The 16007-nt window shown below is 72.6% G+C and carries 13 protein-coding genes; 6 read left to right on the top strand and 7 right to left on the bottom strand.

The annotated features are described in order from the left end of the window. The first annotated feature begins 7 nt into the window (after positions 1-7). On the top strand, positions 8-328 hold the full coding sequence (locus ACLQ2T_RS12090) for a DMT family transporter (RefSeq protein ID WP_043723563.1): 321 nt from the start codon (positions 8-10) through the stop codon (positions 326-328). A 118-nt stretch (positions 329-446) separates the two neighbouring features. Then, positions 447-1361, top strand: a complete 915-nt coding sequence (locus ACLQ2T_RS12085; RefSeq protein WP_425766281.1) for a cation diffusion facilitator family transporter — start codon at positions 447-449, stop codon at positions 1359-1361. Between the two features lie 224 nt (positions 1362-1585). Here the strand turns inward: ACLQ2T_RS12085 and ACLQ2T_RS12080 are convergent, their stop codons facing one another. The 7 genes from ACLQ2T_RS12080 to ACLQ2T_RS12050 all read right to left on the bottom strand — a co-directional run bounded on the left by ACLQ2T_RS12080 (position 1586) and on the right by ACLQ2T_RS12050 (position 10814). Then, positions 1586-2191, bottom strand: a complete 606-nt coding sequence (locus ACLQ2T_RS12080) for a DedA family protein (RefSeq protein WP_425766091.1) — start codon at positions 2189-2191, stop codon at positions 1586-1588. A gap of 148 nt (positions 2192-2339) precedes the next feature. Further along, positions 2340-2720, bottom strand: a complete 381-nt coding sequence (locus tag ACLQ2T_RS12075; RefSeq protein WP_425766090.1) for a YccF domain-containing protein — start codon at positions 2718-2720, stop codon at positions 2340-2342. Positions 2721-2818: 98 nt separating this feature from the next. After that, positions 2819-4915 (bottom strand): cellulase family glycosylhydrolase, encoded by a 2097-nt coding sequence (locus ACLQ2T_RS12070; protein ID WP_425766089.1) that lies wholly within the window; start codon positions 4913-4915, stop codon positions 2819-2821. A 189-nt stretch (positions 4916-5104) separates the two neighbouring features. Next, on the bottom strand, positions 5105-5635 hold the full coding sequence (locus ACLQ2T_RS12065; protein ID WP_425766088.1) for a hypothetical protein: 531 nt from the start codon (positions 5633-5635) through the stop codon (positions 5105-5107). A gap of 22 nt (positions 5636-5657) precedes the next feature. Beyond that, entirely contained in the window at positions 5658-6170 is a 513-nt protein-coding gene (locus ACLQ2T_RS12060) for a hypothetical protein (protein ID WP_425766087.1), read from the bottom strand. A gap of 110 nt (positions 6171-6280) precedes the next feature. Then, positions 6281-9046, bottom strand: a complete 2766-nt coding sequence (locus ACLQ2T_RS12055; RefSeq protein WP_425766086.1) for an AAA family ATPase — start codon at positions 9044-9046, stop codon at positions 6281-6283. Between the two features lie 121 nt (positions 9047-9167). Continuing rightward, a complete protein-coding gene (locus tag ACLQ2T_RS12050; RefSeq protein ID WP_425766085.1) occupies positions 9168-10814 on the bottom strand; it encodes a hypothetical protein in 1647 nt (548 codons plus the stop codon). Between the two features lie 249 nt (positions 10815-11063). On the opposite strand from ACLQ2T_RS12050, the gene ACLQ2T_RS12045 reads away from it, so the two are divergent. From ACLQ2T_RS12045 to ACLQ2T_RS12030, 4 genes are read left to right on the top strand one after another with little or no spacing between them, the layout of a single operon-like run. Next, positions 11064-11897 (top strand): ABC transporter ATP-binding protein, encoded by an 834-nt coding sequence (locus ACLQ2T_RS12045; protein WP_425766084.1) that lies wholly within the window; start codon positions 11064-11066, stop codon positions 11895-11897. Positions 11898-11930: 33 nt separating this feature from the next. Then, positions 11931-12917: an ABC transporter substrate-binding protein gene (locus tag ACLQ2T_RS12040; protein WP_425766083.1), complete on the top strand. Its 987-nt coding sequence runs from the start codon at positions 11931-11933 to the stop codon at positions 12915-12917. A 5-nt stretch (positions 12918-12922) separates the two neighbouring features. Further along, entirely contained in the window at positions 12923-15022 is a 2100-nt protein-coding gene (locus ACLQ2T_RS12035; protein ID WP_425766280.1) for an iron ABC transporter permease, read from the top strand. A 32-nt stretch (positions 15023-15054) separates the two neighbouring features. Further along, a complete protein-coding gene (locus tag ACLQ2T_RS12030; protein WP_425766082.1) occupies positions 15055-15975 on the top strand; it encodes a siderophore-interacting protein in 921 nt (306 codons plus the stop codon). Positions 15976-16007: the final 32 nt, after the last annotated feature.

Raw genomic sequence — 16007 nt, 5'->3', positions numbered from 1 at the left:
GTGCATGGTGGCGTACGTCTTCCTGCTGCTCGCTATCGCCGCTGAGGTCACCGGCACGAGCCTGCTCAAGGCCACGGAAGGGTTCACCCGCCTGTGGCCGACCCTGGGGCTGGCCGTGTCCTACCTGACGGCGTTCGCGTTGCTCGCCCAGGCGGTGAAGGGCATCGAGGTCGGGGTCGCGTACGCCCTCTGGTCCGGCCTGGGCACCGCGGCGATCGTGGCCATCGGAGCGACCGTGCTGGGCGAGCCGCTGACGGTCACCAAGGTGGTCGGGGTCGGTCTGATCATCGCCGGGGTGGTCCTGCTCAACCTGCGCGGCGCGCACTGACCCGCGGGCCGGCCCTCTCTGCCGAAACGGCGGCGGGGACGCCGGCCGACCGCTAGAGTTGCACTCATTGCAATGCCCGCATATGTTGATCGCCGTCGGCGGGGCGGGAGGGCGCATGATGGGTGCCGGACATGACCACGGCCAGCAGGTGCTGCGCGCGGGGGAGAAGCACCGTGGGCGGTTGTGGGCGGCTTTCGCCCTGCTGGCCGTCTTCATGGTGGTGGAGGCGATCGGGGCCTGGGTGACCGGCTCCCTGGCGCTGCTGTCGGACGCCGGGCACATGTTCACCGACGTGCTCGGCATCGGCATGGCCCTGGCGGCGATCACGGCGGCCAGCCGGGGATCCCGGGACGGCCAACGCACCTTCGGGCTGTATCGGATGGAGGTGCTGGCGGCGCTGGCGAACGCGGTGCTGCTGTTCGGGGTCGCCGTCTACGTGGTGGTGGAGGCGGTACGCCGGTTCGAGGAACCGCCGCAGGTGCTGGTCGGCCCGATGCTTACCGTAGCCGTGGCGGGTCTGCTGGCCAACATCGTGGCCTTCCTGCTGCTGCGCTCCGGCTCCAAGGAGAGCCTCAACGTGCGGGGGGCCTACCTGGAGGTCCTCGGCGACCTGCTCGCCTCGGTCGGGGTGATCGTCGCCGCCGTGGTGATCGCGCTGACCGACTGGTGGTACGCCGACCCCATCATCGCCGTGGCGGTGGGGGTGTTCATCCTGCCCCGCACCCTCAAGCTGGGGCGGGCCGCCCTGCGGGTGCTCGTGCAGGCCGCCCCGCCGCACCTGGACATCACCGAGGTACGGGCCGAGCTGCGTGGGGTGGAGGGCGTCGTCGACGTGCACGACCTGCACGTGTGGACCCTGACCTCGGGCATGGAGGTGGCCTCGGCACACCTGAAGCTGACGGCCGGGGCCGACCTGGGCCAGGTGCTCAGCACCGCCCGGCAGGTGCTGCACGACCGCTTCGAGATCGAGCACGCCACCCTCCAGGTGGAGCCGCAGGGCGCCGACGACGTGTGCCACGGCGCGCACTGGTGACCTCCGGGCTCGCGGTGCGGGTGCGCGGGCTTTCAGCAAGCTGACAGGAAACCGGGCCAGCAGGGGGCGCGCACCCACACGGAAGGCTGGCAGCGGCATGACGAGGAACACCCGACTGACCCTGGCGGTGATCATGCTGGCCATCCTGGTCCGGTTCTGGGACTACTGGTCCACCCTCTGGTGAGCCCGCCCGCCGGCACCGGGGTCCGCTCGGCCGGGATCGGTCAGTGCGTCCTCCGGCGGCGCCGCCAGGACCCGAGCAGGGCCAGCACCACGATCAGGGCCAGCAGGGTGTACGTGCCGATGCCCAACTCCCGCTCCAGGTAGCGGAAGGAGGCCGAACCCAGGTAGCCGAGGGTGGACACCGCCGCCGCCCAGAGCAGCCCGCCGGTGAGGTTGGCCCAGCCGAAGGTGCGTCGTCGCATCCCACTGGCACCGCAGACCAGGGGCACCAGCGCCCGCAGCACGGCCACCCATCGGCCGATCACCACCGCGACCGCCCCTCGGCGGGCCACCAGGCGTCGGGCCCGGTCCAGGTCCAGGCGGCGACGGAGCACGGCCGGCGCGTGGGCCAGTACCCCCGGCCCGTAACGGCGGCCCACCAGGTAGCCGATCTGGTCGCCGAGGCAGGCCCCGACCGTCGCAACGGTGATCACCGCCCACAGCGGCAGCCCACCCAGGTGGGCCACCACCCCGCCGACCAGGACGACGGCCTCACCGGGCACGAACAACCCCAGCAGGGTCGAGGACTCCAGGGCCGGTAACAGGAACACCAGGGCCAGTACGAGCAGCGGAGGCAGCGCGGCGAGCACGGCCAGGATGCGGTCCATCCGCTGATTCTGGCGGCGGGTACCCCCGGAAATCCCCCGCTCCACGGGGTTGGCAATACGGTCCGGTCGCGGTGCCGGACCACCGGCCGTCGGGCTGCCCGCCGTCGGCCCACCGGCCCGGCGTGGTCCGCCGGGCCGGTCGCGTGACTCAGGGGGCGGGGACGACCTCCTGGCCCAGCGGCCAGACGGCGGCCGGGACGAGCTTGAAGTTGGCCACCCCGAAGGGGATGCCGATGATGGTCAGGCAGAGGCTGACCCCGGCGACGATGTGGGACAGGGCCAGCCACCAGCCGGCGAGGACCACCCAGATGACGTTGGCGACACCGGAGGCGACCCCGACCCCGGGCTTGGAGACCAGGGTGCGCCCGAAAGGCCACAGCGAGTACGACGCCAGCCGCAGCGAGGCCACCCCGAAGGGGATGGTGACGACGAGGACGAAGCAGATCAGAGCGGCGATGCCGTAGCCGATCGCCAGCACGAGCCCGCCGCCGAAGATGAGCCAGAGCACGTTCAGTACGAATCGGATCATGAACCAATGATGACCGGTGCGCGCCACCGGCCACCGGCGGGGAGGCCGGTGGCCGGTGGGGGCCGGCGGGGGGAGGCCGGCCGGCTACGCGCGGTCGGTCAGCCGGTCTGGCCGGTGACGTTGCCGCCGGACTTCGTGACCCGGTAGGTCACCTGGGCACCGCTCCAGAAGTGGAAGGTGAGGGTGACCGGGGCGCCGTCGCGTACCTCACCGAAGAAGGTGTCGGTGAGGGTGATCCGGTTGCCGGTGTAGTCGGGGGCGAAGGTGACGTCGAACTCCTTGAACGGCGTCCAGTCGTGCGGGCCGGCGTTGCTGCCGTCGGCGTACCGCGCCTCCATGGTGGCCAACTGGTCGCCCCGGAACTGGGTTCCGATGGCGAAGGAGGCAGTCGTCCCGGTGGCGTTGGACAGCACCGGCGGGTCGTGGCTGATCACGTCGATCCGCCACGGTACGCCGGCCGAGAACCGGGCCTGGAGGGTGGCGTTGACGCCGTACGCCCGGTTGCCGACCAGCCGGGTCAACGCGCTGGCGGTCAGCGTCAACTGGTTGCCGGAGATGGTGTAGTCGGTGCCCCGGACCAGCTCGGTGCTGCCCTGACGCAGACCGGAGAAGGTGGTGCCGTTGAGGTTCAGGGTCAGGGTCTTGGCGGTGATCGAGCCGGTACGCGGCACGTACACCTGGTCGGAGGAGGCGGTGCCGGAGCGGGTCGTCCAGCTCGACTTGATCTGGTTGATCAGCTCCGCGTCCCGCCAGGCGAAGGTGGTCCGGTTGAAGTGCTGGCCGTTGTCCCACAGTTGGGTGGTCAGTTGTCGGTGCCGGGCGTAGTAGCCGAAGTACTCGAAGAACTTCAGCTTCTCGCCCTGCTGGATGGTGCCGGTGTGCCGGTCGAAGCCGAGCAGCCCGTACTCGCCGATGACCACCGGGATGCCCCGGGCGACGAAGGCGTTGTAGACCCGGTCGAAGGCGTCCACGAGGTCCTGCTGGGTGGTGGCGTCGAAGCGGGTGCCACCGGCGACGTTCACGCTGAAGGGCCAGTAGCCGTAGAAGTGCACCGTGGCGATCAGGTTGCGGTCGCCCAGCTGGTTGAGGGTCGTGGTCAGCTCGTCGATCCGGGCCTGCTCGGAGGAGGTGTGCAGGGTCGGCAGGACCAGCATCCGGGTGGCGTTGTTGCCGCCGGAGGCGCGGACGATCCGGTGGAAGTTGACGTTCAGCTCGTGCAGCAGTTGCGCGTTCTGGGCGTCACCGGAGCTGTTGGCGAACTGCGGCTCGTTGACGCTCTCGAAGTGCAGCCTGGGTGAGGCGTCCCGGAAGGCCGCCGCGATCTGGGTCCAGAGCGCGTTGTAGCGGTTGAGCACTGTCGTCCGGTTGCTCGGCATCTCGTGAATCCACTGCCACGAGTCGTGATGCAGGTTGATCATCACGTAGAAGCCGTCGTCCAGGGCCCAGCCGACGACCTCCTTGATCCGGTTGAGCCAGGCCGCGTCGATGGTGTACGAGGGGGCCGGACCGTGGCGGTTGCTCCAGGTGACCGGGATCCGGATGCTGTTGAACCCCTGGGCCCGGATGGCGTCCAACTGGGCTTCGGTGACCCGTGGGTTGCCCCAGGCGGTCTCGTCGGCGCCGACGGAGTCGAAGGTGTTGCCCAGGTTCCAGCCCGGCTGCATCGCGGCCACGTAGGCCATCGGGTCACCGGTCGGCGGCGGAGTGGTCGGGGGAGGGCTGGTCGGCGGCGGGGTGGTGGGGGGTGGGGTGGTCGGGCCCACGCTGCCGGTGCAGGTGACCCCGTTGAGGGCGAACGAGGTGGGGGCCGGGTTGCTGCCGGACCACGAGCCGTTGAAGCCGAACGACACGGTCTGGTTGGTGCCCAGCGCCGCGTTGTAGCCGACATTGGTGGCGGTGACGTCGTTGCCGGTGGAGGTGACGGTGGCGTTCCACGCCTGGGTCACCCGTTGTCCGGAGGGGAAGGTCCAGGTCAGGCGCCAGCCGTTGAGCGGGTCGCCGAGGTTGGTCAGGTCCACGTTCGCGGTGAAACCGCCCGGCCACTGGCTCGGCGCGGAGTACACCACCCGGCAGCCGGCCGCCGCCTGGGCGGCACCCGTACCGACCAGCCCGATCCCGGCCAGCAGGGTGGCGACTCCGACGCCGACCACCCCCAGTCGCCATCGTGTCCTTCGTGGTGTGCGCAGCCCAGCCATGGCGCTCCTCGTGTGGTGATGGTGTCGACGGGTGGCTGGCCGCATGTCGCCGGACCGCCGGCAACCTCCGGCCGGCTCGCACAATAAGTTGGGATCATGAACTTTGTCAATCGACACACCACGATATGAAGGGCTGCTGCGCAGGTGATACCCCCGGTTGCCGCTCCGGGGCGATCGGCCGGGCCGGGGTCAGAGCCGCCCGGCCACCGTCCGCGCCAGCTCGGTCAGCCGCTTGTTGTACTCGGCCGGTTCATCCGTGCGGACCAGCCGGATGGCCACCCAGACTCCGGAGACGTTGACGAAGACGTTCCAGTCCTCCAGGTACGCCTCGTCGCCGATGCCGGACAAGGTCTCGAACTCATGATCGAGATCGCGGTCGATGTCCAGCATCTTCTTGGCCCCGTCCCCGACATGCACCTCCACCTGCGCCACCGGCCCGGAGACCGGCCCGGTGAACCAGCAGCTCTCCCCGCTGGGCATCGGGTCGTCCAGCGGGGTACCGGCCAGCTTCTCGGCATCCTGCTTGGAGACCAGGGCGCAGGCGTCCACCGGGGTGGCGGCGGGCGGCTCGGGTGCCTCGGTGACCTCGGTCGGCGCCACCGGTTCCGAGGGCGGCGGTGCCGGCGGTGCCGCCGCGGGCTCCGCTCCGCCACAGGCGGCCAGGGTGGCCAGCACGGTGGCCGCCACGGCGAGTCGAGCGACGGTGGTCAGGTGGCGCACGGTGTCTCCTTCGTCGGGGGCTTCAGCGCGGCAGGGCGTCGACCAGTTCGCGCATCACCTGGGCGTATCCGTCCGGCTGGGCGCCGAGACGCGCGAAGCTGCTCAATGTCACGGTGAAACCGCCCGCGCCGTTGATCACTACCGCTTCCGCCTCGATGTCCTTGACCGCCAGGTAGCCCTTGTCCCCGACGCCGAGGTCGGTCACCGACTGGTAGGTCTGGTCGGCCTGCTGGCGCTGGTAGTCGTAGGTCATCTCCCCGGCCTCCCGGGAGGCCGTGGTCACGGTGAGCAGCGCGATTCCGTCGCCGAAGCTGCAGTTGCCCTTGTCGTCCAGTTGCTGGCCGACGATCTCGGCGACCTGCTCGGCGGTGAAGGGGCAGGCCGGGCGGATGGACCCGCCGCCGTCGACGGGCAGGTCGAGGTCGGCATCCGAGCCGGCGTCCGAACCGGCAGCGGGCGTCGTCGGCTCGCTGTCGCCGCAGCCGGTCAGTGCCAGGGCCGCCGCGAGCACCACCGGCAGGATCAGTCGTCGCACTGTCTGTCCCCTTCCTGGACCCGGCCGTACGCCCGGCGCACCAGCGCCACTGACGGTCGGAGTGACCTTGACGGTACGGCTGTGACCAGGCGAAGGAATCCGGTGTTTCCCTAGCCTTTGGGGCCGAGCGGCGCCTCGGGGAGGCCGACCCGGGCCAGCGCCGCGCTGAGTTCGGCCCGCCGGGAGATGCCCAGCTTGCGGTAGACCCGGGAGAGGTTCGTCTCCACCGTCTTGGGGCTGACGAACAACTCGTCGGCGATGGCCCGACTGGTCCGTCCCAGGGCGGCCAGCCGGGCCACCCGTTCCTCCGTGGCGGTCAACCCCGACGGTGCCGGGGGTCGGCCGCCCAACCGGGCCGCCTCCGCCCGCGCCCGCGCGGCGAACGCCGCCGCGCCCAGCGCCTCGAACTCGCCCACCGCCGCCTCCAGGGCCTCCCGGGCCGGGCGCTTGCGACGCAGCCGCCGATGCACGATGCCGGCCACCAGCAGGCAGCGGGCCCGATCCAGTGGCAGCACCTCCGGCGCCACCGCGGCGCGGGCGGCGACCAGGTCGTCCAGGGCGGCCGAGGGGTCCCCGCCGGCGGCGCTGTCCAGCAGGGCGCGACTGCGTACCAGGCCCAGCAGGGTCCAGGGCCGAGGCAGGCGGCGGTGTCGTTCGGTCAGCCGGTGCAGGGCGGCGCGGGCGGTGGCCAGGTCACCGGCGGCCACACATGCCTCGATCCAGTCCGGTTCGAAGCGCTGCGCCAGGGGCTCGGCCAGGCCCATCCGGTCCACCGTGGCGGCCAGCCGACCGTACCCGGCCGCCGCCTCGGCGACCCGTCCGGCGCAGAGCGCGACGAAGGCACCCAGTTGCAGGTGGATGCGGCGGCACCAGTCGTCGTCGAGTTCCTCGCCCAGCCGCAGGCCCGCCTCGGCCACCTGTCCCGCAGCGTCAAGCCGTCCCCGCAGGGCGTCCAGCAGGCCGGTCAGCCAGATCTCCGCGGTCAACTCGGTGCCCAGCAGCTCACCGAGGTCTCGGGCCGCCGCGATGTGCCGCTCGGCCAGCCCCCACCGCCCGGCCAGCAACTCGGTCTCACCGAGATGCTTGAGCAGTTCGTACTGGGAGGGTTCGTCGCCGCGCGCCGCCGCCCGGTCCAGCAGCCGGGTCAGCCGCTCACGCGCCCGGTCGGGTTCGTCGATCCCCTTCCACCAGATCGCCGGGATCGTACCGGCCAGCCAGGAGGGTTCGGCCCCCTCCATGCCCAGGGCCCGGTCCAGCAGTTCGGTGCGGGGTGGCTCCCCGGCGCGTACCTCGCTGAAGAACAGGTGCAGCAGGGCTGCGGCCAGCAGCTCCCGGTCGCCACCCGGGCCGGTGAGCAGGGCGATGGCCGCCTCCGCGTGGGTACGCGCCGGCTCCGGCAGGTCGACGAAGAGGGCCAGATGGGCGTGGATCCGCCCGGCCAGGGGGGAACCGGGCCGGGTGGCGGCCAGGGCCCGCCCAGCGGCCGCCAGGGCGGTGCCGCCCGGCTCGTCCGCGCTCCAGGCGACCACCGCGCGCAACAGCAGCGCCTCGGCCCGCAGGTGGCCGGTGAACCCGGCGGCCACCTGTTCGGCGGCCATCCGTGCCCCCGGATGATCGCCGCAGTCGAACCGGCACCGGGCCGCCGCCAGCAGCCGCTGCCCCAGGGTAGGGCGGTCCTCGGCCGGGGTGAGTCGGGCGGCTGCCTCGTAGAGGTTCGCCGCCGCCTCCGGTGCGCCCCGGGTGTGCTGGCGTACGGCGGCTGCGGCCAGGGCGTCGGCGACCACCGGGTCGGTCGTGGTGGTGCAGGCGGCCAGCTGACGCACCCGTTCGTCGGGGTCCGCCACCGCCTCGGCCAGCCTGCGGTGCAGCCCTCGCCGTACCCCCGGCGGGATGCCGGCCCGTACCGCCGCCGCGTAGACCGGATGGGCGAACTGCACCCGAGTCGGGGTCACCACCAGCAGTCCGGCCTCCTCGGCCGGATCGAAGGCGCGCGGGCCGACCCCGGCCGCCGTCAGGTCCCGCAGCAGGGGCACCCCGAGCAGCGCCGCCAGCCGTACGGCGTCGCGGCACCGGGTCGGCAGCCCGGCCAGCACCTCGGCGAGGAGCTGGTGGATGGAGGAGGCCACCGGCAGCTCCTGGGCCGGCTCCGGTGGCTTCGGCAGTCGCTGCACCGCCCGGGCCACCTCGATGGCCACCAGTGGGTTGCCGCTGGACTCCCGGGCGATGCGGGCCAGCAGGGGGCGGTCCAGGACGGCGCCGACCCGCTCCCGCAGGACGTGGTGCAGCGCGTGCACACCCAACGGGGCCAACGCCAGCCGGGTCAGTACGGTGGCGCCCGCGTCGAGTCCCAGCGGGGTGGCCGGCATGGTGGGCCCGTTGGTGCTGCGGCTGCTGACCAGTGTGGACAGACCGGGGCCGACCCGGCGCAGGGCGAACCGTAGGGCACGTTCACTCGGCCGATCCAGCCAGGGGGCGTCGTCCACGGCCAGCAGCACCGGCCGCCCCGAGGCGAGCGCCGCCTCCAGCAGCGACCGGGTGGCCGCCCCGATCACCCGTTCGTCGATCGTCTCGTCGCTGTCGCCGGTGACCAGCACCGTCTCGGCCGCTACCCGCTGCGGGTGCGGCAGGTCCGCCGCCAGGCCCGCCAGGGGACGCAGCAGGTCGGCCAGGGCGGCGAAGGGGAGATCGGCCTCGCATTCGGTCGGCGCGCAGGACAGCACCCACCAACCCGCCTGGGCGGCCTCGGCCACCAGGGCCCGCAGCAGGGCCGTCTTACCGATCCCGGCCGGCCCCTCCAGCAGCACCTGCCCGGCCCCGCCCAGCGAGCGCCAGGCCTGGTCGAATACCTCGTCCCGGCCCACGAGCGCACGCCGCATGGGGCGATTCTGGCACCGTCGGCTGTCGCCGACCATCGTGCGGACGCCTGACGCGCCGAGCACGTTCAGCGGGCCGCGCCGCGCCCCGCGCTCCACAGTGGTGCGCGGGACGCCATCCCGGTCAGGGGGTCGAGGGCTCCGGCTTCCGGTCGGTCGGGGCCTCGTCCTGGCCCTCGGGCTGCCCGGCGAACCAGTTGAGGCCGGGGGGTCCGCCGGCCGCCAGCGCCGCCTCGGCCCGCGCCAGGGCGTTCTGCGGAAGCGCCACCGTCGGCCCGAGGTACGACTGATCCACTCCCTCGGCAGCCGGTTCCCCGCCCGCAGGTGCCTTGGGGCTCAGCGTCGGGGCATCGACGGCGCCACCGTCACCCTCGGCCGTCTCCGGCCCACCGGGCTCGGCAGTCGTACCCTGGCCCACCGGCTCGGCCTCTGCCGCCCGGGTGGGCGGGCGCTGCACCGAGCGGGCCCCGACCATCGGATACTCGGCGGTCTCCCCACCCCCGGCCGCGGCGGCCATCACGGCCGCAGCCGCCAGGTCGGCGACCCGCTTGGCCTCCCGTTGCACCCGTGCCCGGGTCTCCTTGGCGTGCCGCTCGGCCGCCTCGACGGCCCGGCGTACCTCGTCCAGTCGCTGGCTCTCCGCCGTCAGATCCCGGACGGTCTCCTCCAACTGCTGGCGCATCCGGGTCAGCTCGGCGTCGGTGACCTCCCGGTCCCGCTGGGTCTCCGCCAGCTGCCGCCGGGCGGTCTCCAACTCCTCCTGTACGCCGGCCAGGGTGTCCTGCTGTTCGCCGATCTGCAACTGGACGGCGTGCAGTTGCTCCTCGGCGGCGGCGGCCTGCTCGTCGCTGTGTCGGCGTACCTCGGCGGCCTGCTCGTCGGCGCGTTTGCGGATCTCCGCGGAGTACTGCTGGGCGTCCGCGATCATCGAGCTGACCCGCTGCTCGGCGGCGGTGCGCTGGGCGGCCAACTCGCGTTCCACCGAGGCCCGCTGCTCGGCCAGATCCTCCTCGGCCGTGGCCCGTCGCTCGGCCAACTCCTCCTCGACGGCGGTCCGCCGCTGGGTCAGTTCCTGCTGGCTCTTGGACCGGGCCGCCTGGATCTCCTGGTGGATCTGGGTACGCGCGGAGGAGGTCAGCGCCTCCGCCGCCGCGCGGGCCTGCTCGACCTGTTGGCGGCACTGCTCGCCGATGCGCTGGGCCTCCTGCTGAGCCCGCTCGTGTGCGGCCTCACCCTCGGCGCGCAGCCGGTCGGCCCACTCCCGGGTCTCCGTCAACTCGGCCTCGGCCGTGGCCCGCAGTTCCTCGTACTTCTTGTCGTGCTCGGCGCGGCGGGCGGCCAGTTCCTCCTCGAGGTCGGCCAGCGCCTTGACGGTGCGCTCCCGGGCATTGGCCAGGGTCTTCTCCGCCTCCGCCTGGAGCTTGTTGGCCCGCTGGGTGTGCGTGTCGATGATCGCCGCGGCCTGCTTCTCCGCCAGGTCCAGGATCTGGCCGACCATCGGGCCGACATCCTGGAAGGTCGCCTTGTCCAATTGCGCCGGTCGTTGCCGCAGCTCGGCCACCTCGGCCTGGGCGGCCTGGAGTTTGGCGGTCAGCTCCCGGGCCCGGCCCAGGGCCCGGTCCCGTTCGGCCGAGACCGTGCTGAGTTGACCGTCCAACTGCTCCACATAGCGGTGGACCTGCTTTCTCTCGTAACCGCGCAGGGTCACCTCGAAGGTCGGCCGGGAGGCCAGGTCGTCGCGGACTGCGTACGGCTCCTCGCCGATGGACATGCCTCATCCTCCGTACGAACGCGGGTCGGCGCACCGGCGACCCGGCGGCGATGACGCGCAACGCTACCGCCGCTCGTGCCGGTCTGTCGTCCCCCACCCCGACACCTTCTCGTGTTCCTCGCGGGGCGTGGTGCGACCCGGTCGACCGGGGGGGAGTGGCATCGAGGCGGGGCTACCCGGCCGGGGGGCGTGCGGAGATGAGGAGGCCCCACATCTTGACTCGAAGTTAGGTTAGGTTAACCTAACCGCATGTCGAGCGTACTGGCGTCGAACGACGCTGAGCAGCGCCTTCGCGGCGTCGACCTCTGCCTGGGTTACCACCGTAAGGCAGTGGTCCACGGCGCCTCGATCGCCCTGCCTGCCGGTAGGGTGACCGCCCTGGTCGGGCCGAACGGCAGCGGCAAATCCACCCTGCTGCGGGCGCTGGCCCGGCTGCACCCGATCGACACCGGGGCGGTGTTCTGCGCCGACGGGGTCGCCGCGGCCAGCCTGCCGGCCAAGGAGTTCGCCCGCCGGGTCACTCTGCTGGCGCAGAGTCGACCGGTACCCAACGGGGTCACCGTCCGTGACGTGGTCGGCTACGGCCGCCACCCCTACCGGGGTCGTTGGCGTAACGACGACCCCGAGGGCCCGGCCGCGATCGCCCGCGCGATGGCGGTCACCGGGGTGGCCGCGATGGCCGACCGGCCCGTGGACGAACTCTCCGGCGGCGAACTCCAGCGGGTCTGGCTGGCCACCTGCCTGGCCCAGGACACCACGGTACTGCTGCTCGACGAGCCCACCACCTTCCTCGACCTGCGCTATCAGGTCGAGATCCTCGACCTGATGCGCGAGCTGGCCGACGAACACCACGTCGCGGTCGGGGTGGTGCTGCACGACCTCAACCAGGCCGCCGCGGTGGCCGACGAGGTGGTCCTGCTGCACAACGGCCGCATCCGCGCCGCCGGTACCCCGGAGCAGGTCTTCACCGAGACGGACCTGACCGAGACCTACGGCATCCGCATCGAGGTCAGCACCGATCCACTCACCGGTCTGGTGACCACCCGCCCAGTGGGGCGGCACCTGACCCGTATCCCGGTCTGAACCCGGACCGGTCCAGCAACGAGAAAGAACGTCATGTCCCGTACCCGTGTCACCGCCCTGGTCGCCGCCGCCGCTACCGCCCTGCTGCTGGCCGCCTGCGGCACCACCGAGAACACCGCCGAACCCACCCCCTCCGCCTCCGCCGCCGGCGGACCGGTCACCGTGACCGACAGCCGGGGCAAGGAGATCAAGCTCGACAGCCCCGCCACCAAGGTCGTCGGCCTGGAGTGGGGCGAGGTCGAGATGCTGGTCAGCCTCGGCGTCATGCCGGTCGGGGTCGCCGACCCCAAGGGGTACGCCACCTGGGTGACCGCCGCCAAGCTCGACCCCGCGGTCAAGGATGTCGGCACCCGTGGCGAACCCAGTGTCGACTCGATCGTCGCCCTCGCCCCCGACCTCGTGGTCGTCTCGGACGGTCGTGGCGCCGCCCTGCTTGACCAGCTGGAGAAGTACGTCCCCGTGCTGGTGACCAAGAGCAGCGACGCCACCGACAACGTGGGCCGGATGCGCGCCGACCTCAACATGATCGCCAAGGCGGTCGGCAAGACCGCCGAGGCGGAGAAGCTGCTGGCCGACTTCGACGCCGCCCTGGCCGACGGCAAGAAGAAGATCGCCGAGGCCGGTGCCGCCGGTAAGCCGTTCGCCATCGCCGACGGCTGGAAGGAAGGCAGCACCGTCAGCATCCGGATGTTCGGCCAGGGTGCCTTCGTCTCCCAGCTCGGCATCCAGCTCGGCCTCACCAACGCCTGGACCGGCAAGGTCGACGAGGTGTGGGGCCTGGGCCAGACCGACGTCGAGGGCCTGACCGGGCTCAAGAGCCCGGACCTGCACTTCTTCTACAACGCCTCGGACGGCACGGACGTCTTCGCCGAGGGCCTCGCCGACAACGCCATCTGGAAGTCGCTGCCCTTCGTCCAGCAGGGCAACCTGCACCGGATGCCGGACGGCATCTGGACCTTCGGCGGGCCGCTGTCCGCCAAGCAGTACATCGACCAGTTCGTCAACACCTACGCGGTGTGACCGGGCTGTCCGCGCCCGCGCGTCCGGAGCCGGCCCTCGGGTCGGCTCCGGCCGGACGCACCTCCGCTTCCCGCGTCGTCGGGGCCTTCATCGCGGCCACCGCGCTGGCCCTGGTGGTCGCCGTCGTGCACCTCACCCAGGGCACCTCCGCCGTGGGCGCGCTCGACCTGCTGCGCCTGCTCACCGGCGGTGACGACGAGACCGTCCGGGTGCTCGTCGCCTCCCGGGTGCCCCGGTTGCTCGCCGGGCTGGCCATCGGGGTCGCCCTCGGCTTCGCCGGTGCGGCCCTCCAGTCCATCGCCCGCAACCCGCTAGCCTCCCCGGACACCCTGGCCGTCAACGCCGGTGCCCACCTGGCCATCGTGTCGGTCGCCGCCTTCGGCATCGCCTTGCCCGCCTTGCCGGCCGGTGGACTGGCCTTCTGCGGCGGCCTGGCGGCGGCCGGACTGGTGATGGCGATGTCCTCCGGCGGGCAGGCCGGCACCACCCGGCTGATCCTGGCCGGTTCGGCCACCGGGCTGGCGCTCAGCTCGGTGAGCATGCTGCTGCTCCTGCTCTTCGAACAGGCCACCATCGGCCTGTTCGCCTGGGGCAACGGGTCCCTGGTGCAGAGCGACCTGAACGCCCTGACCCAGCTCGCCCCGGTCATCGGCCTGTCCATCGTGGCGCTGATGCTGCTCGGACACCGCCTGGACATCCTGGCCCTCGGCGACGACACCGCCGCCGTGCTCGGCCTCGACGTACGGCGTACCCGGCTGATCGTCACCGTGCTGGCCGTCCTGCTCTCCGCCGCGGCGGTCACCCTCACCGGGCCGGTCGGGTTCGTCGGCCTCTGCGCGCCGGTGATCGTCCGGCTGCTCGGCCCGCTGGTGCCCGGAGTGCACCGCCACCGGGTGCTGCTGCCGCTCTCCGGCCTGGCCGGGGTGATCATCGTGCTCGGTTCGGACGTGCTGCTCCGGGCGATCATGGGCGCCCAGGCCGGTGTCGACATCCCCACCGGCGTGGTGACCACCCTGCTCGGTGCGGCCGTGCTGATCTGGCTGGCCCGGCGGCACCGCGACGCCGGACCCACCCGCCGACCCCCGGGCGGTCACGCCGCCGTACGCTCGGCCGCCTTCCACCGCACCGTCGTCGGGGTGACGGCCACGGTCGTCACCGTGGCGGTGCTGGTCGGGATGCTGGCCGGGGACACCTGGGTGCTCCTCGGTGACCTGGTCAACTGGGTCAACGGCAGCACCGGCCCGGCGTACACCTTCGTGCTGGACCAGCGATGGCCCCGGGTCGCCGCCGCCCTGCTGGCCGGCGCGGCCCTGGCGGTGGCCGGCACCACCGTGCAGGCGGTCTGCCGCAACCCGCTGGCCGAGCCCGGCATCCTCGGCATCACCGCCGGGGCCGGACTGGGCGCCGTATCGCTGATCACCTTCGTGCCGCTGGCCAGTGTGTGGGCCGTCTCCGGGATGGCCGGGCTCGGCGCGATGCTCGCCTTCGCCCTGGTCTACGGCGCGGCCTGGCGAGGTGGACTCAGCTCCGACCGGCTGGTCCTGATCGGATTCGGGGCCTGGCAGGGCGGCATGGCGCTGATCACCTTCCTGATCGTCGCCCACGACCCCTGGAACACCGGCAAGGCGTTGACCTGGATGTCCGGGTCCACCTACGGCCGCACCGCCACCCAGGTGCTGCCGGTGGCGATCGCCCTGCTGGTGCTCACCCCGGCCGTGCTGGCCGCCCGCCGCGAACTGGACCTGATGGCGTTGGACGACGACACCCCCCGGGTGCTCGGAGTCCGGCTGGAACGCACCCGGCTGATAGCCCTGGCCGCAGCGGCGCTGCTCACCTCCACCGCGGTCTCCGCCGTCGGGGTGATCGGCTTCGTCGGTCTGGTCGCCCCCCACGCCGCCCGCGCCCTGGTCGGCGGCCGACACAGCCGGGTACTCCCGGTCGCCGCCCTGCTGGGTGCGGCCCTGGTCAGCCTCGCCGACACCCTGGGCCGCACGGTGATCGCCCCGGCCCAGATCCCGGCCGGGCTGGTCACCGCCCTGATCGGTACCCCGTACTTCGTCTGGTTGCTGTGGCGCTCGCGCGCCTCGGCCGCGCAGTCCCGGTAACCCCTCCCGTGGCCCGTACCAAGGAAGGCAGCATGACCAACACCCTGCCCGTCGCGCCGTGGCGGTTGTTCTCCGTCGAGATCCGCGCGGTACGCCGGCTCAGTCCCTCCTTCGTCCGGGTCACCTTCACCGGCCCGGACCTGGACCGCTTCGCCGACAACGGTTACGACCAGCGGATCAAGCTGGCCCTGCCGCTGCCCGGCCAGCGGGCGGTCGACCTGCCGCAGGGCCCCGACTGGTACGCCCAGTGGCGGGCCCTGCCGGAGCACCGACGCAACCCGATCCGCACCTACACCGCCCGAGCGGTCCGCCCGCACCTGCACGAACTCGATGTGGACCTGGTGCTGCACGGCGACGGCGGCCCGGCCAGCCGGTGGGCCCAGCAGGTCCGCCCCGGCGACGAGATCGCCATCGCCGGCCCGGACGCCGGCTACGAGGGCGACCACGGTGGACGCGAGTTCCGCCCGCCGTCGACCGGGTGCCTGCTGCTGGCCGGGGACGAGACGGCGGTCCCGGCGATCAGCGGCATCTGCGAGCGGCTGCCCCTGGACGCCCGGGGCCGGGTCCTGCTGGAGGTGCCCCACGCGGCGGACGTCCTGCCGCTGGACACGCCCCCCGGCGTCGAGGTGACCTGGCTGCCCCGCGAGGGCGGACGCTACGGGGACCGACTGATCGGCGCCGTAGCCGAGGCGGCCCGGGACCTGCTGGCCGTCGCGCCGCCCGCCGTCCCCGGCTCCGTCCCCGGCCCCTCGATCGAGGAGGTGGAGGCGGAGACGATTCTCTGGGAGGTGCCCGAGGTCCCGCCCTCGGCCCCCTGCTACGCCTGGCTGGCGGGGGAGGCGGGCGTCATCCGTACCCTGCGCCGCCACCTGGTCAACGACTGCGCCCTGGACCGCCGCGCCGTCGCCTTCATGGGCTACTGGCGCCACGGCCACCCCGACCCCACCTCCTAACCCCTCACCCTCCCCGCCACCCCCTCTGTCCC

This window comes from Micromonospora sp. DT229 (assembly GCF_049844505.1).
Lineage (GTDB): Bacteria > Actinomycetota > Actinomycetes > Mycobacteriales > Micromonosporaceae > Micromonospora.
Note: the sequence above shows the minus strand (reverse complement) of the source record. Positions and strands in the feature narration are given on the sequence as shown.

Bases quoted from the DNA above. Each gene is read 5' to 3' on its own strand.
- ACLQ2T_RS12055 (WP_425766086.1), bottom strand. From the start codon at position 9,046: ATGCGGCGTGCGCTCGTGGGCCGGGACGAGGTATTCGACCAGGCCTGG.
- ACLQ2T_RS12045 (WP_425766084.1), top strand. From the start codon at position 11,064: ATGTCGAGCGTACTGGCGTCGAACGACGCTGAGCAGCGCCTTCGCGGC.
- ACLQ2T_RS12040 (WP_425766083.1), top strand. From the start codon at position 11,931: ATGTCCCGTACCCGTGTCACCGCCCTGGTCGCCGCCGCCGCTACCGCC.
- ACLQ2T_RS12080 (WP_425766091.1), bottom strand. From the start codon at position 2,191: ATGGACCGCATCCTGGCCGTGCTCGCCGCGCTGCCTCCGCTGCTCGTA.
- ACLQ2T_RS12070 (WP_425766089.1), bottom strand. From the start codon at position 4,915: ATGGCTGGGCTGCGCACACCACGAAGGACACGATGGCGACTGGGGGTG.
- ACLQ2T_RS12030 (WP_425766082.1), top strand. From the start codon at position 15,055: ATGACCAACACCCTGCCCGTCGCGCCGTGGCGGTTGTTCTCCGTCGAG.
- ACLQ2T_RS12075 (WP_425766090.1), bottom strand. From the start codon at position 2,720: ATGATCCGATTCGTACTGAACGTGCTCTGGCTCATCTTCGGCGGCGGG.
- ACLQ2T_RS12050 (WP_425766085.1), bottom strand. From the start codon at position 10,814: ATGTCCATCGGCGAGGAGCCGTACGCAGTCCGCGACGACCTGGCCTCC.
- ACLQ2T_RS12085 (WP_425766281.1), top strand. From the start codon at position 447: ATGGGTGCCGGACATGACCACGGCCAGCAGGTGCTGCGCGCGGGGGAG.